The organism is Microbacterium sp., assembly GCF_035687345.1.
Classification (GTDB): Bacteria; Actinomycetota; Actinomycetes; order Actinomycetales; family Microbacteriaceae; genus Microbacterium.
Genome location: NZ_DASRXZ010000002.1, coordinates 1 through 21117, shown reverse-complemented (window position 1 = coordinate 21117; position 21117 = coordinate 1). Strand labels below are relative to the sequence as shown.

Annotated in this window: 16 protein-coding genes and 1 pseudogene; 4 read left to right on the top strand and 13 right to left on the bottom strand. The window is 70.8% G+C overall.

Annotation, left to right across the window (positions count from 1 at the left end; genetic code table 11):
• Window positions 1-28: 28 nt before the first annotated feature.
• The 8 genes from VFF97_RS00210 to VFF97_RS00175 form a co-directional block, all read right to left on the bottom strand.
• Window positions 29-574: a hypothetical protein gene (locus tag VFF97_RS00210; protein ID WP_325031476.1), complete on the bottom strand. Its 546-nt coding sequence runs from the start codon at window positions 572-574 to the stop codon at window positions 29-31.
• A gap of 48 nt (window positions 575-622) precedes the next feature.
• Window positions 623-1420: a transglutaminase family protein gene (locus VFF97_RS00205; protein WP_325031475.1), complete on the bottom strand. Its 798-nt coding sequence runs from the start codon at window positions 1418-1420 to the stop codon at window positions 623-625.
• A gap of 74 nt (window positions 1421-1494) precedes the next feature.
• Complete coding sequence (locus VFF97_RS00200) at window positions 1495-2298, bottom strand: HpcH/HpaI aldolase/citrate lyase family protein (protein WP_325031474.1); 804 nt, start codon at window positions 2296-2298, stop codon at window positions 1495-1497.
• Window positions 2283-3068 carry a 2-keto-4-pentenoate hydratase gene (locus VFF97_RS00195; protein WP_325031473.1) on the bottom strand — a complete coding sequence of 262 codons (786 nt, stop codon included), beginning with the start codon at window positions 3066-3068 and terminating at the stop codon, window positions 2283-2285. The genes VFF97_RS00200 and VFF97_RS00195 overlap by 16 nt, the downstream gene beginning before the upstream one ends.
• Window positions 3069-3181: 113 nt before the next feature.
• Complete coding sequence (hpaD, locus tag VFF97_RS00190; RefSeq protein WP_325031472.1) at window positions 3182-4345, bottom strand: 3,4-dihydroxyphenylacetate 2,3-dioxygenase; 1164 nt, start codon at window positions 4343-4345, stop codon at window positions 3182-3184.
• A 128-nt stretch (window positions 4346-4473) separates the two neighbouring features.
• Window positions 4474-6030: a 5-carboxymethyl-2-hydroxymuconate semialdehyde dehydrogenase gene (gene hpaE / locus VFF97_RS00185; protein WP_325031471.1), complete on the bottom strand. Its 1557-nt coding sequence runs from the start codon at window positions 6028-6030 to the stop codon at window positions 4474-4476.
• Window positions 6031-6049: 19 nt separating this feature from the next.
• Complete coding sequence (locus VFF97_RS00180; protein WP_325031470.1) at window positions 6050-6781, bottom strand: GntR family transcriptional regulator; 732 nt, start codon at window positions 6779-6781, stop codon at window positions 6050-6052.
• A complete protein-coding gene (locus VFF97_RS00175; protein ID WP_325031469.1) occupies window positions 6778-8379 on the bottom strand; it encodes a fumarylacetoacetate hydrolase family protein in 1602 nt (533 codons plus the stop codon). Before VFF97_RS00175 ends, VFF97_RS00180 begins: the two co-directional genes overlap by 4 nt.
• A gap of 162 nt (window positions 8380-8541) precedes the next feature.
• Between VFF97_RS00175 and VFF97_RS00170 the strand changes: the two genes are divergently transcribed.
• Window positions 8542-9936 (top strand): MFS transporter, encoded by a 1395-nt coding sequence (locus VFF97_RS00170; protein ID WP_325031468.1) that lies wholly within the window; start codon window positions 8542-8544, stop codon window positions 9934-9936.
• Between the two features lie 101 nt (window positions 9937-10037).
• Here VFF97_RS00170 and VFF97_RS00165 read toward each other — a convergent pair whose 3' ends face one another.
• Window positions 10038-11690 (bottom strand): thiamine pyrophosphate-binding protein, encoded by a 1653-nt coding sequence (locus VFF97_RS00165; RefSeq protein WP_325031467.1) that lies wholly within the window; start codon window positions 11688-11690, stop codon window positions 10038-10040.
• Window positions 11691-12002: 312 nt separating this feature from the next.
• Window positions 12003-12713, bottom strand: coding sequence for an IclR family transcriptional regulator (locus VFF97_RS00160; protein ID WP_325031466.1), 711 nt, complete (start codon window positions 12711-12713; stop codon window positions 12003-12005).
• Window positions 12714-12946: 233 nt separating this feature from the next.
• On the opposite strand from VFF97_RS00160, the gene VFF97_RS00155 reads away from it, so the two are divergent.
• On the top strand, window positions 12947-14881 hold the full coding sequence (locus VFF97_RS00155; RefSeq protein WP_325031465.1) for an FAD-binding monooxygenase: 1935 nt from the start codon (window positions 12947-12949) through the stop codon (window positions 14879-14881).
• Window positions 14882-15005: 124 nt separating this feature from the next.
• Window positions 15006-16475 (top strand): NAD-dependent succinate-semialdehyde dehydrogenase, encoded by a 1470-nt coding sequence (locus VFF97_RS00150; protein WP_325031464.1) that lies wholly within the window; start codon window positions 15006-15008, stop codon window positions 16473-16475.
• 74 nt (window positions 16476-16549) lie between these two features.
• On the opposite strand, the gene VFF97_RS00145 is transcribed toward VFF97_RS00150, so the two are convergent.
• Together VFF97_RS00145 and VFF97_RS00140 are read right to left on the bottom strand one after the other, a co-directional pair.
• Window positions 16550-18448 (bottom strand): amidohydrolase, encoded by a 1899-nt coding sequence (locus VFF97_RS00145; RefSeq protein WP_325031463.1) that lies wholly within the window; start codon window positions 18446-18448, stop codon window positions 16550-16552.
• A 124-nt stretch (window positions 18449-18572) separates the two neighbouring features.
• On the bottom strand, window positions 18573-18941 hold the full coding sequence (locus VFF97_RS00140) for a DoxX family protein (RefSeq protein ID WP_325031462.1): 369 nt from the start codon (window positions 18939-18941) through the stop codon (window positions 18573-18575).
• A 198-nt stretch (window positions 18942-19139) separates the two neighbouring features.
• Between VFF97_RS00140 and VFF97_RS00135 the strand changes: the two genes are divergently transcribed.
• A complete protein-coding gene (locus tag VFF97_RS00135; RefSeq protein ID WP_325031461.1) occupies window positions 19140-20252 on the top strand; it encodes a winged helix DNA-binding domain-containing protein in 1113 nt (370 codons plus the stop codon).
• 21 nt (window positions 20253-20273) lie between these two features.
• Here VFF97_RS00135 and VFF97_RS00130 read toward each other — a convergent pair.
• Window positions 20274-21117: pseudogene (locus VFF97_RS00130) on the bottom strand (XRE family transcriptional regulator); the annotation flags it as partial.

Here is a 21117-nt window from a genome sequence, read left to right as displayed (position 1 = left end):
TGAATCGACACGACCTCGGGCGATCGCGTCAGAGCTCGTCCAGCATGCGGCGCTGCTCGTCGGTGAGGCCGTCCTTGAGCTCCCGGCGGGCGGACTGGGTCTCGGGGCTCGGCGGGGGAACGGCGGATGCGGCATCCGCCCCGCCCACCGGGGCACCCGTCGCCCGGTCGTACAGGGCGCCGGCGTGCGACTCGGCGCGATCCGCGATGAGCTCGTACACCCACCAGCCGAGCGCGACGAAGATCGGCGGCAGGATGTAGCCGAGCGGGTTGAGGCCGATGCGCACGCCCGAGAGCAGCACCGTCACGATCCACGCGATGAACGCGATGACGAGGACGATGCCCACCTCGACGAGGAACTCGCCCGCCTTCGTGCGTCCGCCGGCGCTCTTGGCCGCGCGGCGTCGGAACCAGTTCGTCAGCGCGGGCCGCACCCACATCGTGAGGAGCGTCAGCACGATGCCGCCCCACAGTGCCGCCCAGCCGACCCGGGCGGGCGTCAGCCAACCGATCACGAGCAGCACGAGGATGTTGAACGCGAGGAGCACGACGAAGCGCACCAGCCACTTCTTCATGCCTTCAGCGTGCCACGTCGCCAGCCCGAGCGGGAGCGGACACCGCGATCACGCGAGCGACGCGAACTCGGTCACATCGTCGTCGGGGAGCGTGTCCGCAACCGCCGTGACCGTGACGTCGACGAGGTCGGCGCGGCCGCTCACCACGGTGAGGAAGGCGGTGTCGGCGGCGTCGCGGCCCGTCGCGATGCGCACGAGGGTCGATCGCGGGGCGAGGGTCGTCGCATCGACGACGCGCCACGCGCCGTCGATCCACGCCTCGGCCACGGCGTGGAAGTCCATCGGGTCGAGTCCGGGCGCGTACACGGCGGCCACTCGCGCGGGCACCCCGAGCGCTCGAAGCAGCGCGACGCACACGTGCGCGTAGTCGCGGCACACGCCCCGGCGCGCGAGCAGCGTGCGCGCCGCGCCGTCGGTCGGCAAGCTCGATCCGGTCACGTACGCGAGGCGTGTGCCCACCCACGACGAGACGGATGCGAGCAGGTCGGCGTGCCCGTCGATGCCCGCGAACTCCGCGGTCGCGGTCGGTGCGAGGACGTCGGATTCGGCGTAGCGGCTCGGCCGCCCGTACACGAGCCGGTCGGTCTCGGTCGCGTCGTCGTTCTCGCCCGAACCGTCGATCGTCGCGGCGTACTCGAGCTGGAGGCGACCGGCGTCCGCCCGCACGCGGTGCAGCCGCGCGCCGTGGGCGTCGGGAACCTCGGATGCCTCCACCGGCGCACCGTCGAGCGTCACCGCGAGCGCCTCGGCGCTCGGCGAGTAGTGGCGCGACACCGCGACCGCGAACACGAGGTCCGCCGGCTCGGTGACATCCAGCGCGATGCGGCTTCCGACCTGCCTCTGCATCGGTTCAGCATGGCAGAGGCCGCCCGGGCGGAGGGGGTGCTTGACGTCGGCCGGGGCTGCACCCTACGCGCGTCTCAGTACGACGCGCGCTCGGTGTCGTCGGCCGCGGGGATGAACGTCGTGGCGAGGGCCTCCGACCCGCGCGCGAGCAGTGCGACGTCGGCGCCCACGAGGGCGAACGACGCGCCGGCGTCGAGGTACGAGCGTGCGACCGCGGGGTCGAAGGCGTTCACGCCGACGGGCTTGCCCGCCGCGCGGACTGCCTCGAACGTGCGATTCACCGTCGCCACGACATCGGGGTGGGACTGCTGCCCGAGCAGCCCCATCGAGGCGGAAAGGTCGGACGGGCCGACGAACACCCCGTCGACGCCGTCGACCGCGGCGATGTCGGCCGCGGCATCCGCACCTTCCGCCGTCTCGATCTGCACGAAGACCGACACGTGGTCGTCGGCGTTCGCGAGATAGCCGTCGACGCGGTTCCAGCGGGCCGAGCGCGCGAGCGCGGAGCCGACGCCGCGGCGGCCGCGCGGTGGATAGCGCACGGCCTCCACGACCGCGCGCGCCTCAGCGCCCGACGACACCATCGGCACGAGCAGGTTCTGCGCGCCCAGGTCGAGCACCTGCTTGATCGTGACGACGTCGCCGATCGGCACGCGCACGAGCGGGGTCACGGGGTACGCCGCGACCGCCTGCAGCTGTGCGAGCACCGACTCCAGGCCGTTGGGGGAGTGCTCCATGTCGATGAGGAGCCAGTCCAAGCCTCCGCCCGCGCAGATCTCGGCGACGAGGGGACTCCCCGACGACACCCACATTCCGATGAGGGGCCGGTCGGCCTCGGCGAGACGCTCGCGGAAGGTCGGGTTCAGACGAAGCGGCATTCGATGACTCCCATGGGTCCGTAGTCGCACAGCACGCTATCGCCCCGCTCGACCCACATGGGGCGCGTGAACGATCCGGCGAGGATGATCTCGCCCGCCTCGAGCCGCGCGCCGTGCTGGTGGAACTTGTTCGCGAGCCACGCGACACCCGTCGCGGGGTGGCCCAGCACTCCCGCCGCGACGCCCGTCTCCTCGATCTCGCCGTTGCGGCTCAGCACACCCGGAACCCAGCGAAGGTCGATCTCGTCGGGCCGCTTGCGCACGTCGCCGAGCACCATCGCGCCGTACGCGGCGTTGTCGGCGATCGTGTCGACGATCGTGCGGCCCTCGAGCTCGATGTGCGAGTTGAGGATCTCGAGCGCCGGCACGGCGTAGTCGATCGCCGCGAGCGCGTCCTCGAGCGTGCAGTCGGGACCCTCGAGCGGCTCCTTCAGCACGAACGCGAGCTCGACCTCGATGCGCACGTTCGAGAAGTGGTCGACGGGGATCTCGGCGCCGTTGGGATAGACCGTGTCGTCGAACATCACGCCGTAGTCGGGCTCGGTGATGCCGGTCGCCTGCTGCATCGCCTTCGACGTCAGGCCGATCTTGCGGCCGACGAGCTTGCGCCCCGCGGCGAGCGCCTTGTCGCGCCACACGCCCTGGATCACGTAAGAGTCCTCGACCGTCGCCTCGGGGTAGCGCGCGGTGATCCGCGGGATCACGCCGTGCGTGCGGTCGGCCTCGGCGAGCTCGTCCGCGATCTTCGCGATGACGTCGGGTGGCAGCATCCGTCTCTCTCCTCACATCGGTCGGGTGTCAAAGCGCCGGGCTCAACCGGCCGTCGAGGCGCCTGGAAGGGCGAGCGGGGCCGATTGAGCCCGACGCTTTCACGGCGAGGCGGTCACAGCTGGTTGCCGAGCTTGTACTCGCCCTGCTTCCAGCTGGGCAGCTCGTCCTGCACGTCGGGGCGCGTGTACGAGAAGCCGTCGGCGCCGATCGTCACCGCCATCTCCGACTCGTCCGTGCGCGCGACGACGGGCTGCGGGTTGCCGTCGAGGTCGAGCACGAGCGAGGCCTCGGTGTACCACGACGGCACGACCGGGTTGCCCCACCAGTCACGGCGCTGGTTGTCGTGCACGTCCCACGTGACGACCGGGTTGTCGGGGTCGCCCGTGTAGTAGTCCTGCGTGTAGATCTCGACGCGGTGGCCGTCGGGATCGCGCAGGTACAGGTAGAACGCGTTCGACACGCCGTGGCGGCCGGGACCGCGCTCGATCGCGTCGGAGCGCCGCAGCGCGCCGAGCTTGTCGCAGATCGCGAGGATGTTGTGCTTCTCGTGCGTCGAGAACGCGACGTGGTGCATGCGGGGGCCGTCGCCGCCGGTCATCGCGGTGTCGTGGACAGTCGGCTTCCGGCGCATCCACGCGGCGTACACCGTGCCCTGCTCGTCCTGGATGTCCTCGGTCACGCGGAACCCGAGGTCCTGCATGAACTTCACCGCGCGCGGCACGTCGGGGGTCACCTGGTTGAAGTGGTCCAGGCGCACGAGCGCGCCGGGCGTGTACAGGTCGTAGCGCCACGCGAGCCGCTCGACGTGCTCGACGTCGTAGAAGAACTCGTACGGGAAGCCGAGCGGATCGACGACGCGCACCGAGTCGCCGATGCCCTTCGTGAAGCCCTCGGGGTTGCGGCGCACATCGCAGCCGAGCTCGGTGTAGAACGCGACCGCCTTGTCGAGGTCCTCGGGCGTGCGCACGCGGTACGAGAACGCGGCGACCGCCGCGACCGGGCCCTGCCGCAGCACGAGGTTGTGGTGGATGAACTCCTCCATCGACCGCAGGTAGACGGTGTTCTCGTCCTCCTCGGTCACCACGAGGTCGAGCACGTCGACGTAGAACTCGCGCGACGCGGCGAGGTCGGTCACGACAAGCTCCATGTACGCGCAGCGCAGCACGTCCGGCGCGGGGCTCGAGGGGGTCGGGATCGGGTTGTCGGTGTGGATCGGCGCCTCCTGGCTCACGAAGAAGCCGGAGGAGGTGCGGGTCATCTGGTCGCGGTCGGTCATGTCAGCGTCCTTGCGTTGTCTGGGTGATGTGGATCCCGGTCCCTGAGCCTGTCGAGGGGTCGGCGCTTCGACAGGCTCAGCGACCGATGGGGCTCAGCGATCGGTGAGGGCTCAGCCCCGATGGGGGCTCAGCCCTCTTCGGATTCGGCGGCCTCGGCCTGCTCCGCAGCGGGTGTGGACTTGCCGAAGGTCGGGTTGTGCACCGCGCCGAGCGTGATGTGCACGGCCTGCTGGTGCGTGTAGAAGTCGATCGAGCGGTAGCCGCCCTCGTGGCCGAGACCCGAGGCCTTGACACCGCCGAAGGGGGTGCGGAGGTCTCGCACGTTGTTGGAGTTCAGCCACACCATGCCCGCGTCGATCGCCTGCGCGAAGTTGTGGGCGCGCTTGAGGTCGTTCGTCCACACGTAGGCGGCGAGGCCGTACTTCACGCCGTTGGCGAGCTCGAGCGCCTCCTCGTCGGTGTCGAAGGGCGTGATCGCGACGACCGGGCCGAAGATCTCCTCTTGGAAGATGCGCGCGTCGCGGGGCACGTCCGCGAACACGGTCGGCGCGACGTAGTTGCCCGTCGGGAAGCCATCGGGACGACCGCCGCCGGCGACGAGGCGTCCCTCCGTCTTGCCGATCTCGATGTACGACATGACCTTCTCGTAGTGCTCGGGGTGCACGAGCGCGCCGACCTCGGTCTTGGGATCCTGGGGGTCGCCCACGACGACGCGCTTCGCCTGCGCGGCGTACCGCTCGACGAACTCGTCGTAGATGTCGCGCTGCACGAGGATGCGAGAACCTGCGGTGCAGCGCTCGCCGTTGAGCGAGAAGACCCCGAAGATCGTCGCGTCGACGGCGGCCTCGAGGTCGGCGTCCGCGAAGACGATCGCCGGCGACTTGCCGCCGAGCTCCATCGACAGGCCCTTGAGGTACGGGGCGGCGTTGCCGAAGATGATCTGTCCGGTGCGGCTCTCACCAGTGAACGAGATGAGGGGGACGTCCGGATGCTTCACGAGCGCGTCGCCCGCCTCTTCGCCCAGCCCGTTGACGAGGTTGAACACGCCCTTGGGAAGGCCCGCCTCCTCGAAGATGCCCGCCCACAGCGAGGCCGACAGCGGCGTGAACTCGGCGGGCTTCAGCACGACCGTGTTGCCGGTCGCGAGCGCGGGGCCGAGCTTCCACGACTCGAGCATGAACGGCGTGTTCCACGGCGTGATGAGTCCCGCGACGCCGATCGGCTTGCGGTTGACGTAGTTGATCTGGCGGCCGGGCACCTTGTAGGTGTCGTCGGCCTGGGCGACGATCAGGTCCGCGAAGAAGCGGAAGTTCTCGGCGGCGCGCCGCGCCTGGCCGAGCGCCTGCGTGATCGGAAGGCCCGAGTCGAAGGACTCGAGCTCGGCGAGGCGCGCGTCGCGGGACTCGACGATGTCGGCGATGCGGTGCAGGATGCGCGAGCGCTCGCGCGGCAGCATCCGCGGCCACGGCCCCTCGTCGAACGCGCGCTTCGCGGCGGCGACGGCGAGGTCGATGTCGGCCTTCTTGCCGGCCGCGGCCTGCAGGTAGACCTCGTTCGTGACGGGCTCGAGCACATCGAACGTGTCACCGTCCGTCGAGTCGACGAACTGACCGTCGATGTAGTGCTGGATTCGGTCGGGGAGGTCGGCGGGCACGTGGCGCGTCGCCAGGGCGGTGTCGGTCATGGGGTCCTCCATCGGTGGGTCAGAAAGCGGGAAGCCCGAGCACCTCGTCGGGGTGCTCGTGGATCATGTAGGCGTCGAGGGTGGCCGACCGGTGACGGCGGGCGGCCTTCTCGATCTCGCCGAGCGGCGCGCCACGCTCGATGAGGAGCACGATGTTCTCGTGTTCCTGCACCGACTCCTGGGCGCGACCGGGGACGAAGCTGAACGTCGAGTCGCGCAGGTGGCCGAGGCGGCCCCACTCGGCCCGGACGAGCTCGAGCATCCGCGGGTTCGCGCACTTCTCGAAGAGCGTCGAGTGGAACTCCTGGTTGAGCCGGGTGAACGCGCGCGGGTCGAAATGGTCGAGCGTCTCGATCATGCGCGCATTGACCTCGCGCGCGTGGCGCAGATCCTCGGTCGTGAGGCGGCGCGCGGCGAGCGCGGTCGCGGCGCCCTCCAGAATCGACAGCGCCTGCATGCTGAACCGGTACTGCGAGTCGTCGACCATCGAGACGCGGGCGCCGACGTTCCGCTCGAACGTCACGAGCCCCTCGGCCTCGAGCTGGCGGATGGCCTCGCGCACCGGCACGACGCTCATGTCGAGCTCGCCGGCGATCGCGCCGAGCACGAGCCGGTAGCCGGGCGTGTACTCCTGGCGCGCGATGCGCTCCTTGATCCAGTGGTACGCGCGCTGCGACTTGCTCTGACTCGACGGCGCGGACTGAGGGGCGTCCTGGCCCCCCGGCGTCTCACCCTGTCGGACGGTGGTCATCGCTGCTCCTCACCGGATGCCGCGCCCTGCGCCACCTCGGCCTCGTAGCGCGCGCGCCACTCGGCGTTCATCGGGAACAGTCCTTCGACCGGGTGGCCCTCGGCGACGCGATCCGCGATCCACGCGTCCTCGTCCTCCTGCGCGAGCGCCGCGTCGACGATCTCCTCCGCGATGGCGGGCGGGATCACGATCACGCCGTCGGCGTCGCCGACGATGATGTCGCCCGGCTGCACCGTGGCGCCGCCGCACGCGATGGTGAGGTCGGTGTCCCACGGCACGTGCTTGCGCCCGAGCACCGCGGGGTGGGCTCCCACGGTGTACACCGGGATGCCGACGGCCTTGACGGCGTCGAAGTCGCGCACGCCGCCGTCGGTCACGATGCCGGCGGCCCCGCGCGCGTGGGCGCGGATCGCGAGGACGTCGCCGAGCGTGCCCGACCCCGCCTCGCCGCGCGCCTCGATGACGATGACCTCGCCTTCGCCGACGGCGTCGAACGCGCGCTTCTGCGCGTTGTAGCCGCCGCCGTGGCTCTTGAAGAGGTCTTCGCGGTTCGGCACGAAGCGGAGCGTGCGGGCGGTGCCGACGAGCTTCGACGACGGATGCAGCGGCCGCACCCCGTCGATCGTGACGTTGTTCAGTCCGCGCTTGCGCAACTGCTGCGAGAGGCCCGCCACGGGGGCCTTCTCGAGCTTCGCGCGGAGCGCGGGGGAGAGGGCGGGTTCGTCGCGCTCCGCCTCGCGTTCGGCTCGCTCAGCGACCGGGGGCGCGGCCGCGCTCACGGGCGGCACGAGGTCGGGGGAGCCCCACGCCTCGACGCGCTGCGTGTCGTCGACCGAGGGAAGCGACCCGACGCTCGCGTCGAAGCCGGGACCCGAGCCGTCGACCACGGTGGTCACGAGGCGTCCGGAGGAGGAGGCGCCCGGGGCATCCGGTGCGTCGACCTCCACCTCGACGACGTCGCCGGGCAGCACGACCGACGACCCGGCGGGCGTGCCGGTGAGGATCACGTCGCCCGGCTCGAGTGTGAAGTGCTGCGACAGGTCTGCGACGAACTGCGCGAGCGGGAAGATGAGGCCGGCGGTCGTGTCGTCCTGCGCGAGCTTTCCGTTGACCCACGTGCGCAGGCGGATCGCGGCGGGGTCCAGGCCGCGCGCGTCGATGAGGCGCGGGCCGATCGGGGTGAACCCGTCGCGGCCCTTCGAGCGGACGTTCGATCCCTTGTCGTTGGCGCGCAGGTCGTACAGGCCGAAGTCGTTCGCGGCGGTGATCCAGCCGACATGGCGCCACGCGTCGTCGAGCGAGACATTGCGGGCGGCGGTGCCGATCACGAGAGCGATCTCGCCCTCGAACGCGAGCAGCTCGGTGCCGGCGGGGCGTTCGATCGTGCCGCCGGATGCTGCGACCGAACTCGACGGCTTGAAGAAGTACGACGGGTCGGCGGGGCGGCGTCCGCGCTGCTCGGCGCGCGACGCGTAGCTCAGGTGCACCGCGATGATCTTGCCGGGTCGGCCGGGGAGGGCGGAGAATCGCGGGTCGGGCCCCGCGGCATCCGTCGTCGACGGCGGCGTGTCAGCGCTCGTGTGCGTCGTCTCAGTCATGAGCCCCCTCGCCCGTCAACATCCGTCCTTGCGTCGTATCTCAAATCGTATATGATCGGCAGAGATCGGGCAAGCATGCGACTGGACGCACGGACCCCATCCGCCGGCCGAAGCCTCCCGATCTGACAGCGACGTCGAGTCCGACACAGGAGTCAAAGCACAATGAGCACAGAAGAGACCTCCCCGCAAGGCGCGGGATTCACCCCGACGGGAACCATCGCGAGCGCCACCGACCGGCGTCGTGTCGTGTTCGCGACGGTCGTCGGAACCACCGTCGAGTGGTACGACTTCTTCATCTACGCATCCGCTGCCGGTCTTGTCTTCGGTCAGCTGTTCTTCGCGCCCGCGGGCGAGGGCTTCGCGCAGATCCTCTCGTTCATCACCGTGGGCATCAGCTTCCTCTTCCGCCCGCTCGGCGCGTTCCTGGCCGGTCACCTCGGCGACAAGTACGGACGCCGGCTCGTGCTGATGCTGACCCTCATCCTCATGGGCGTCGCGACGACCCTCGTAGGTCTCCTTCCGACCTACGCCGCGATCGGCATCGCGGCGCCGATCCTGCTGATCTTCCTGCGCATCCTGCAGGGCATCTCCGCCGGCGGCGAGTGGGGTGGCGCGGTGCTCATGGCCGTCGAGCACGCGCCCAAGAAGCGCCGCGGCATCTTCGGAGCGTCGCCGCAGATCGGCGTGCCGCTGGGTCTGCTGCTCGCGTCGGGCATCATGGCGCTGATGGCGGTCATCGCCCCCGGTGACGCGTTCCTCGAGTGGGGCTGGCGCATCCCGTTCCTGCTGAGCTTCGTGCTGATCATCATCGGCTACTACGTGCGCCGCCGCGTCGAGGAGAGCCCCGTCTTCCTCGAGATCGCGGAGCGCAAGGAGAAGACGCGGATGCCGATCGTCCAGCTCTTCCGCAAGCACACGCTCCTCGTGATCATCGCCGCGCTCGTGTTCGCCGGCAACAACGCCATCGGCTACATGACCACCGGCGGCTTCGTGCAGCGCTACGCGACCGACCCCGGAGGCTCGCTCCAGATGGACCCGGCCCCGGTGCTGTGGGCGGTCACGGGCTCCGCCGTCACGTGGCTCATCTCGACCGCGGTCGCCGGCTGGCTCTCCGACAAGCTCGGTCGCCGCACCACGTACATCATCGGCTGGATCCTCCAGCTCGTCGGCGTCATCACTCTGTTCCCGCTCGTGAACACGGGCAACGTGTGGCTGCTGTTCGCGGGTCTTGCGATCCTCACGATCGGCCTCGGCTTCACGTACGGACCGCAGGCGGCCCTGTACGCCGAGCTCTTCCCGGCCTCGATCCGCTTCTCGGGCGTCTCGATCTCATACGCGATCGGCGCGATCCTCGGCGGTGCGTTCGCCCCGACCATCGCGCAGGCGCTCGTGCAGGCCACCGGCTCGACGGAGTCGGTCACGTGGTACCTCGCGGGCATGACCGTGATCGGCCTCATCGCGACGCTCCTGCTGCGCGACCGCAGCGGAATCCCGCTCGGCCCCGAGCACGAGGCGGAGCAGGCCGCGAGCCCGATCTACGGGCTGTCCAAGGCCTGACGCGCACACGCGGATGCCCCGACCCGTCGCCGACGCGGGTCGGGGCATCCGTCGTCCCGTCGATGACCGAGTCGGATTGCCGAACCCCGCGTCGGGAGACGTCAGGAGTTCACGCGCACGATCTCCTGCTGGTACGGCGCGATGACCTGGGTCGACACGCGGCAGTCCAGCACGAGGAAGCGCCGCTCGTCGACGGGCTCGGCCGCCCACGACGCGAGCCGGTCGAGGTCGTCGATCGAGGTGACCGCGACGCCCTCGGCTCCCACCGCCGTCGCGAGGGCGGCGAAGTCGAGCTGGGGGATGAGCATCGGCTCGCGTGCGAGGCCCTTGAGCCCGTAGAGGTTCACCTCCGCGCCGTAGGCGGCATCGTTCCACACGACCGCCATGCCGCGTCCGCGCGCGACCCGCACAGCCGTCTCGAGGTCGGCGAGGGCCATGAGGCCGCCTCCGTCGCCCGTCGTGAGCACCACGGTCGACTCCGCCTTCGCGAGAACGGCGCCGGGCACCGACGGCCACCCGAGCCCGATCGACTGGTACGCCGTGCCGACCATCATCATGCGGTCGGGCGAGGCCACGGGCCAGTACATGTTCGCCCAGCCGATGAAGTGCCCGCCGTCCGATACGACGACGCGGTCTTCCGGCAGGAGCTCGCCGATTCGCGCGGCCACCGTGCGCGGGTCGAGGCGGCCGTCAGGCGCGACGCCGTCTCCGCGGTCGTATGTGCGCAGCGCCTGGACGTCGACGGACTCGCGCCAGCCCGAGGGCGTCGCACCGAGGCGCGAGAGCTCGTCGACGAGGGCGCGGGCGACGGCATCCGCGTCTCCCCGGATGAATCCGCCGATGTGCGGATGCGTCGCGGTCTGCGACGTGTCGACCTGCACGACCCGGGTGCCGGGGGCGAACAGCTCGCCGAAGCGCATCGTGAACTGGTTGAGCGACGCCCCGAAGACGACCGCGACGTCGGCGTCGCGCACGAGCTCCATCGCAGTCTCGGCGCCGAACCCGCCCGTCACGCCGAGGTCGTACTCGCCGCGCGGGAAGATTCCGCGCCCGAGGGCGGTGGACGCCGTGATCGCGCCCGTCGCGTCGGCGAGGGCGCCGAGCGACGCACCGGCGCCCGAGATCCACGCACCCCGTCCGGCGAGGAGGAACGGGCGCTCGGCGTCGGCGAGCTCGCGCGCCAGCTGGGCGATCGCCGCCTGGGCGAACGGACCCGTGGGCGTCAGCGGCTGCGGAAGGCGCGGCTCGGGAGCGGCCGGCACGGGGCCGGCGTCGAGGGTCGCGACGTCGTAGGGGATCGCGAGCACCGTGGGGACGCGATAGGTGAGGGCGTGCTCGACGGCGATCGCGGTGGTGGCCGCCGCATCCGTCCGTCCGACCGTGTAGGTGCGCGCCCCGACGCCCGACGCGAGGGCGATCTGGTCGACGTCCCACGGGCGGGGGCCGGACGTCGGCTCGTCGCCGACGACGAGCACGAGCGGCACGTGCGCCTGCACCGCCTCGGCGAGGGCGGTGAGCGTGTTCGTGAAGCCGGCGCCGTACGTCGCGGTCGCGGCGGCAAGGCGACCGGATGCCCGGTGGAACGCGTCGGCCGCGACGACGCCGCCCGCCTCATGGCGCACGGCCGTGAACGACACGTCGGTGGAGCGCTCGAGCGCATCGAGGAAGTACGCGTTGCCGTTGCCCATGACCCCGAAGACCTCGGAGACGTGGCGGGCGAGGGTGTGGGCGACGTGGGCGGAGACGGTGGGCATGCGGAAGCTCCTCGAGACAAGGACGGATGTCAGGCCGTATGTGTCTCGCGCACCCCGTGAGGCGGCTGCGTGCCCATTTTTCGAGCACCGGCGGCGGCTGCGCCGCGCCGGACGGGTACGAGTATAGGACGGCGCGGAGGCGTGCTTCGCACGTGCCGAACTCCGGAGAAGCCGGATGCCGCGGGGCGCGGTGCCGCGGATTCACGCGGGTGCGGGCGGCGCTGAGCGCGATTCTCCGGAGTTCCGCACGCCCGGCACCCACGCCCGGCATCCGCGCCCGGCATCCGGGCCGTCGGCTCAGGCGCCGTCGGCTCAGGCGCCGAGCGCCTCCCGGATCGCGGTGGCCGACTTCGACAGGCGTGCCGCGATGACGTCGGGGTCGGTGGGGCCCGTCACGTGCACGACGGCGATCGCGGCGGGGCGGTGCGAGCGGAGTCGCAGCGGCACCGACACGGCCTGCACGGTCGGGATGACCTCGTCGTGGCTCGTCGCGTAGCCGCGCTCCGCCGCCTGCGCGATCTCGGCGCGCAGCGCGGGCGGCACCTCGACGGGCCACTCCGACTCCGGCAGCGTCGACAGGATCGCCTTGCTGGGCGCGCCCACGAGGATGGAGTGCCGCGCACCCGGCCGCTGCGCGACCGAGGCAACCGCGTGGCGCGGCTCGACGCTCGCGAGCGTGATGCACTCGTCGCGATCGAGCACCGCGAGGAAGCACGTCATGCCCAGCTCGTTCGCGACGGCGGTGAGCTCGGGGAGGGCTTCGGCCTGCAGATCGTGGGCGACGCCTGCGGCGAGCGCCGCCATGCGCGCGCCCAGCTGCACGCGCCCCGACGCATCACGCGCGACGACGCCGTGGTCTTCGAGCGTGCGCACGAGCCGGTACGCGATCGAGCGGTGCACCCCTAGGCGCGCGGCGAGGTCGTCGATCGAGAGCGGGCCCCGCGCGTCGGCGAGGATCTCGAGGATCCGGATGCCTCGGCTCAGCGTCTGCGACGCCGGCGCCTGCCCGTTCGATCCGCTCATGTCGCTCCCCGTGCCCTCGTGATCATGCCGAGATCGCTCGAGTCGCCGCCGCGGGGTCGAGGGCGCCGTCGTTCGTGCGATCCCGGGCCCTCTGGCGCCGCCGCAAGCGCGCGCGGGAGGCCATTGCGCCGGGGCATCCGTTTCGTATACGATCTGTTCAATAGTAGAACTGCGCGTTCGAATATAGAACACGCAGCGCCAAACCACAAGACCTCGACGCTGAGGAGAATCCGATGCAGTTCCACCACCACGGATACGTCTCGGGCGAGCCGCGCGTGCAGCCCGCCGCCGGGACGGGCATCGACCGTCCGGCAGAGCTGCCCGACGAGATGGACGTGCTGATCGTCGGATCGGGCCCCGCCGGCATGCTGCTCGCCGCCCAGATGTCGCAGTTCCCGCAGGTCACGACCCGCCTCATCGAGCGGCGGAACGGGCGGCTCGAGCTCGGTCAGGCCGACGGCATCCAGCCGCGCAGCGTCGAGACGTTCCAGGCGTTCGGATTCGCGGAGCGGATCATCGCCGAGGCCTACAACATCGCCTACATGAACTTCTGGGGACCCGACCCCGAGAACCCGCGCAACATCGTCCGCACGACGCGCACCGAGGACTACGGATTCAAGATCAGCGAGTTCCCGCACCTCATCGTGAACCAGGCGCGCGTGCTCGACTACTTCGCCGAGGCCGCCGCGTTCGGACCCGCCCGCATCACACCCGACTACGGCGTCGAGTTCCTCGGCCTCACGGTGCATGACGAGGGCGAGCACCCCGTCGAGGTGCGCGTGCGCCACGTCGCCGGCGCCCGCGAGGGTGAGGAGCGCACGATCCGCGCGAAGTACGTCGTCGGATGCGACGGCGCCCGCAGCCGCGTGCGCGACGCGATCGGACGCAAGCACGTCGGCCGCTTCGCGGCGCACGCGTGGGGCGTCATGGACATCATGGTCAACACCGACTTCCCCGACTGGCGCACGAAGTGCGCGATCAACTCGGCGGCGGGCAACATCCTGCTCATCCCGCGCGAGGGCGGCTACCTCTGCCGTGTGTACGTCGACCTCGGCGAAGTGCCCGAGGACGACAACCGCCGCGTGCGGCAGACGCCGGTCGAGGAGATCATCCGCCGCGCGAACGAGATCCTCCACCCGTACTCGATCGACGTGAAGTCCGTCGCGTGGCACAGCGTCTACGAGGTGGGCCACCGCGTGACCGACCGCTTCGACGACGGCGACGAAGGCCGCTCGCCGCGGGTGTTCCTCACGGGTGACGCATGCCACACCCACTCCGCGAAGGCCGGTCAGGGCATGAACGTGTCGATGCAGGACGGCTTCAACATCGGGTGGAAGCTCGGCCAGGTGCTCACGGGCCTCAGCCCCGAGTCGCTCCTGAAGACCTACTCGGCCGAGCGCCAGCCGGTGGCGCAGCAGCTCATCGACTTCGACCGCGAGTGGTCGTCGCTCATGGCGCGCAAGCCCGACGAGATCACCGATCCGCAGGACCTCGCGAACTACTACCTGGGCACCGCCGAGTTCCCGTCGGGCTTCATGACGCAGTACGGCCCGTCTCAGATCGTGGCGGATGCCGCGCACCAGGCGCTCGCCGAGGGCTTCCCGCTCGGCAAGCGCTTCAAGTCCGCCGAGGTCGTGCGCGTGTGCGACGGCAACGCGATCCACCTCGGGCATCACGCGAAGGCGGACGGCCGGTGGCGCGTGTACGCGTTCGCCGACGCGGCGGCGCCGGGTGAGGCATCCGCCCTCACCGACTGGGCCGCATGGATCGCGTCCCCCGAGTCGCCCGTGCACAAGTACACGCCGCAGGGCGCCGACATCGACGCCGTCTTCGACGTGAAGGTGATCTACCAGCAGAAGTTCGAGGACGTCGACCTCGGTCGCGTGCCCGAGGTGTTCCTGCCGAAGACCGGTCCTCTCGGCCTGACCGACTGGGAGAAGGTGTACGCCTCGGGGCCGAGCGCATGGACCGACGTCGACATCTTCGAAGAGCGCGGCATCTCCCGCGACGGCGCCGTGGTCGTCGTGCGTCCCGACCAGTACGTCGCGGCGGTCCTGCCGCTGACCGCGACCGCGGAGCTCGCGGACTTCTTCGCGGGCGTCTTCGTGCCGGTCGCCGCGTCGTCGGCGTCCACCGACGAGCAGCGCTCCGAAGCGGTCCCCGCGTGACCGCAGCCCGGACCCTGTACACGCCGGAGATCGATCCGCACGTGAAGTACACGGCGTACAGGTCCCGAGCCGCGCGAGCGCGGGCAGAATGGCCGAAGAGCATGCATAGAACGAGGGAGTCCCTGTGACCGACGAGCGCGAGACCGAACTGCTGGCATCCGTTCCCGACGGGCTGTTCATCGGAGGGGAGTGGCGGGCCGCCGAGGGCGGCGAGACGCTCGACGTCGCGGACCCGTCGACCGGAGAGGTCGTCAAGACGATCGCGTCGGCATCCGTCGCCGACGGCAAGGCGGCGCTCGACGCCGCCGTCGAGGCGTTCCCGTCGTGGGCGGCGACACCCGCGCGCGAGCGCGCCGAGCTGCTGCGTCGGGCGTTCGACCTGCTGCAGGAGCGCAAGGAGGAGTTCGCGCTCCTCATGACGGTCGAGATGGGCAAGCCCCTCGCCGAGGCGCGCGGCGAGGTCGCGTACGGCGGCGAGTTCGTGCGCTGGTTCAGCGAGGAGGCGGCCCGCATCCAGGGTCGCTACGGCGCGAACCCCGAGGGCACCGGGCGCATGATCGTGTCGCAGCACCCCGTGGGGCCGTGCTACCTCATCACGCCGTGGAACTTCCCGCTCGCGATGGCGACGCGCAAGATCGCCCCCGCGCTCGCCGCGGGCTGCACGGTCGTCATCAAGCCGGCCGCGCTCACGCCGCTCACGACGCTGTACTTCGCGAAGCTGCTCGAAGACGCCGGCCTGCCCGCGGGCGTGGTGAACGTCGTCACGACCAAGGCATCGGGCCCCGTGTCGGAGGAGATCATCCGCGACCCGCGCCTGCGCAAGCTCTCGTTCACGGGCTCGACCCCCGTCGGCCAGCAGCTCCTGGAGCAGGCCGCGAGCGGCGTGCTGCGCACGTCGATGGAGCTCGGCGGCAACGCGCCGTTCGTCGTGTTCGACGACGCCGACCTCGACAAGGCGGTCGACGGCGCGATGACGGCGAAGTTCCGCAACATCGGCCAGGCGTGCACGGCGGCGAACCGCTTCATCGTGCACCGCTCGGTCGCCGACGAGTTCGCGCGCCGCGTCACCGAGCGGGTGAAGGCGATGAAGATCGGCCGGGGGACCGAGGAGGGCGTGCAGATCGGCCCGCTCATCGACGACCGCGCGGTCGCGAAGGCGAACGAGCTGGTGACGGATGCCGTCGACCGCGGTGCCGAGCTCCGCACGGGCGGTCACGCGATCGACGGCCCGGGCACGTTCTACGAGCCGACGGTGGTCACGGACGTCAAGCCCGGTTCCGAGATCCTCCGCGAGGAGATCTTCGGGCCGGTGCTCGCGATCGTGCCGTTCGACGACGAGGACGAGGCCGTGCGCCTCGCGAACGACACCGAGTACGGCCTCGTGTCGTACGTGTTCACCGAGAACCTCGCGCGCGGTCAGCGCATGATCGAGCGTCTCGAGACGGGAATGATGGGCCTCAACATGGGCGTCGTCTCGAACGCCGCGGCGCCCTTCGGCGGCTGGAAGATGTCGGGCCTGGGGCGCGAGGGCGGCGCCGAGGGCATCCACGAGTACCTCCAGACGAAGTACACGCTGACGCCGAACCCGTTCTGACGGATGCGGAGCCGCTGACCTGAACCGGCGGGAAGGGTGTCTCGGGCACCCTCCCCGCCGGTCTCCGGGGGGGGTCAGCGGCGACGGCCGCGACCGGGCTTGACGACCTCGCGCCAATCCCAGCGGGAGTCGCGGTCGTGCTTCCAGTCGCGCTTGCCGCGCAGGTCGCCGGTGTCGTGCACGATCTGCCCGTCGATGATCGTCATGATCGGGCGGGTGTCGCGCATCGCGGCGTCGCTCACCGAGAAGTAGTCCCGGTCCAGCACGACGAGGTCGGCGAGCTTGCCGGCCTCGATCGAGCCGAGCACGTCCTCGCGCCCGCAGAACCACGCGGCGCCGCGCGTGTACGCGTGAAGCGCCTGCTGACGGGTGATCTGCTGACCGGGGTTGATCTGCTCTCCGAGGACGTTGAGCCCCGTCGTGGCGTAGTGCATCGCGTAGAACGGGTTGTGCGGTGCGATGTGCGTGCCGTCCTCGTGGAGCCCCATCGGGATGCCGCTGGCGACGATGTCCTTGAACAGCGGCCCGACCGGCAGCCCGTCGGCGCGCGGCACTCCGTTGAGCCAGCGGAACCCCGAGACCGACACGCCGCAGCCGAGCGTCTTGAGCCGCTGCAGCTGGTCGGGCGTGGCGAGGTCGGCGTGCTGGAGCCCCCACCGCAGGTCCTTGATGCCGTACTCGGCGTCCATCGCCTCCCATGCCGTGACAACCTGCTCGATGCCCGCCGTCGTCGCCTGGGCGTTCTCGTTGTGCCAGCCCGCCTCGGCGACGAGCCGCTGCGCCTCGAGCCAGACCGCGTAGGCGTCGGGGTTCGACGGCGTCGCGAACGGCGCGCCCCACTCGCCGATGCCGCGCGTGCGCACCATGTCGTCGCCGAAGTCGGGGAACTGGTTCTTGAGGCGCTCGCGCAATTCGGGAAGCTGCTTGTCGAGCCCGCCGAGCGCGGGGATGAACCCCTGGTGGTGCAGGAAGTTGATGAGCAGCCGCACGAACGCGGTCCCCTGTCGGTGCAGCTCGAGGTACGCGTCGTACATGCGGAAGTGGTTCAGCTTGCGCAGCCCGTCGTTGGGCTGCGTCTCGAGCGCGGAGGGATCGAGGGTGCCGTTCGGCGTGACGAACAGCACCTGGTCGTAGTTGAGGGTCACGCCGACCGACGCCGAGAACGCCATCGCGTCGAGGGCGCTGCGCTGCAGGTCCTCGAACGTCTGTCGGATGCGCAGGTGATACAGCGCGTAGTCGGCGTTCGGCTGCGTGAGCACGCCGTCCGGCCCCACGACCACCGCGGGGTCGGAGACCGACTCGAAGAACTGCTTGCCGAGCGTGTTCGTGCGCCCGGGGCCGCCGAAGCTCTCGTACAGGAACACCGGCCGGTCGGGGATCGCGGCGTCGAGCTCCGCGAGCGTGGGTGTGCGCCGTTCGGCGAACTGCCGCGGCGTGCCCGCGCCCATCGCGGTGATGAACTGACCCTCGGGGACGTCCTTGCGCCGCGCCTTGAGCACCGCGAGGACTCCCGCGACGTCCTTCGCGAGCTCCCACTCGGCGACGTGATACCCGGGCCGGTTCGCGAGGCTCACGAAGTGCGTGTGACTCTCGATGAGGCCCGGCACCACGGTGCGGCGCTTGAGGTCGATGCGCTTGCCGGCGCCGCCCGCCATGGCGGCCTTGCCGACGGCGACGAACCGACCGTCGCGCACGCGCACGGCATCGACGACGGAGTTGCCGTCATCCATGGTGTGGATGCGCCCGTTGTACAGCAGCAGGTCGCCCTCGTCGTCGCGGTTGCCCGCGATGCGGTAGGTGGGCGGCGCGAACGCCGTCGCGGCGCTCGCCGGCACGGCGGCGCCGACGCCCATCGCGGCCGCCGCGGCGGCGGCACCGCTGCCCAGGAGCAGATTGCGACGGGAGACGCCCGGAGCGCCCGGCCCGTCCTTCTCGTTGTGGTCCTCGCCTGCGCGCGGAATGGACTTGCCCATCGGCACTCCTCTGGTGTGTCTTCGTCGACCTCGCGGATGCACCGCGACCAGCCGGGGTCAGCCAGACAGTAGCAGGGAGTGTGCAGTCACACTAGATCTCTGTGCAGTAGAGATCGACAGACATTCAGCCGAGCACGACGAGGAAACCGAGGATCGCGCTGCCGATCGCGATGATGCCGAGCACGAGCGGCGGTACGAACTGCTCGCGGCGGCGCACATGCGTGGCGATCGCGCCGGCCATGAGCACCGTGAGCGCGACGGCGGCGATCGGCGCGAGGATCGGCGCGATGCCGGTCGCGATCGGCACGATGAGTCCGATCGCACCGAGCACCTCGGCGGCGCCGATCGCCTTGACGGACGCATCGCCGAAGTCCTCGGTCCAGCGCATCCCCAGCGAAGGCAGCGCCTCCCGCGGTCGGATGAGCTTGGCGCCGCCCGCCACGAGGAAGGCGAGCGCGAGCACGACGTTGACGATCCACAGCGCAACGACCATTTCTCCTCCGCGACCGATCGTATCGGCGCGGCGGCGTGCGGGTGTGTCGCTCGATCGGGCAAGCGGCGGCGCGAGGGGAGGAGATGCGACGGGTGGTCACGGATGCTCCCCGACCGGTCCTCCGCTCGTGTCGCGTCCTCCCGCGGTGACGACCGGAGCCCGTGGCGCGGTGTCGGCGCCCGCCGCCATGATGGGGGAGTGGATGCCCCGACCGCCCGTCGCCCGCCCACCCTGTCCGTCGAGCGAGTCCGTGAGCGCAGGCTCCGATCCCATCGGCTGAGTGCTCCCGCTCCGACGATCGCGGCCGCCGCCGAGCACATGCTCGCGACGCAGGCGCAGGAGTTCTGGGGAGGCCGCTGGGCGATCGCGCAGCGCACGCGCGGCGCCCCCTCGGTGAGCGACATCGACGCCGCATTCGGTCGCGGAGAGATCGTGCGGTCGTGGACGATGCGCGGAACAATCCACATCATCCCCGCGCGCGAGCTCGCGTGGGTGCTGAGCATCACGGGCGAGCGCCAGCGGCGCCAGGCGGCGGCCGTGCATCGCAACGAGGGCCTCGACGACGCCGAGGTCGCGAAGGCCGAGCGGGCCGTGCGAGCGGCACTCGGCGGTGGCAATCGCCTCACGCGCAAGGAGTTGTTCGAGGTGCTCGAGGCCGCAGGTGTCTCGACCGCGAAGCAGCGCGGCTATCACACCCTCGTCGCACTCTCGATCCGCTCGATCATCTGCCAAGGCCCCGTGGTGCCGCGCAGCGGAGGGCCGACGCGCGAGCAGTACTGGGTGCTCCTCGAGGAGTGGGCGCCCGACCAGGTGTGGCCCGAGGATCCCCTCGCCGAGTTCTTCGTCCGCTACATCGCCTCGCACGGACCCGCCGGAGCACGGGACTTCGCGTGGTGGACGGGACTGCCGCTCGGCGTCTCGCGCGAAGCGGCGGAGCGGGCCGGTGAGCGCCTCGTCGTCGTCGCCGCCGAGCCCGAGCCGCAGTACGTCGCGGCCGGCCCCGCACCGCGGCGCGTCCCCTCGGCCCCCTCGGTCGTCGCGCTCCCGCCGTTCGAGGAGTACTACCTGTCCTACGTCGACCGCACCGTGCCGTGCGCACCCGAGTTCCTCAAGACGATCGGCCCGGCGATGAACGGCATGGTGCACCCGATCCTCGTCGTGAACGGCGAGGTCGTGGGGAGGTGGACGCACTCGATCGCGCTGTCCCGACACGCCGACGATCCGATTCCGGAGCTGTTCGTGCCGGATGCCGCACCCGACGCCGAGATCGCGGCGGCGCTCGAGCGCTACAAGGTGTTCATCACGAGCTGACGAGGTGTTGCGGCATCCGTCTCAGCCCTCGGCGTGCCGGTCGAGGAACGCATACACCTCGTTGTCGTCGACGCCGGGGAAGGCGCCGCGCGGGAGCGGCGAGAACATCTGCATGTGCACGCGGGCGCTCGGCCACGCCTTGCCCTCCCAGCGGTTGCGGACATCGTCGGGCGGGCGGCGGCAGCACGACTCGTCGGGGCACGTCGACACGGCGCGCTTGTGGGTCTCGCGACCGCGGAACCACTTGGCGTCGTCGAACGGGACGCCGACGGTGATCGAGAACTCGCCGTCGGCGGTCGTGCCCGTCTGCGTCGAGCACCAGAACGTGCCGCTCGGGGTGTCGGTGTACTGGTAGTACTCGGTCGTGCGGTTCTGTTCGGCGAACGCGGCGCGCGCGGCGAACTTGCGGCACGCGATCTGCCCGTCCACCGATCCGGTCACGTCGCTCGGCAGCGGCAGGTCGTCGTTCTCGTACACGCGCGTGATCGCCCCCGATCCGTCGACGCGCAGGAAGTGCAGCCGGATGCCGAGGTGGTGCGTGAGCAGGTTCGTCATGCGCATTCCCGCCGCCTCGTGCGTCACGCCGAACGCGTCGCGGAAGTCCTCGACGGCGAGGTTGCGGTCCTTCTTCGCCTGCTGCAGGAACGCGACCGCAGCGGTCTCGGGCATGAGGCAGCACGCGGCGTAGTAGTTGATCTCGAGCCGCTGCATGAGGAAGTCGGCGTAGTCGCTCGGCGGCTTGTGTCCGAGCAGGCGGTGCGCCATCGCCTGCAGCGCCATCGAGCGCAGTCCGTGGCCTCCCGGGATGGAGGCCGGCGGCAGGTAGATGCGCCCGTTCTCCAGGTCGATCACCGAGCGCGCCGAG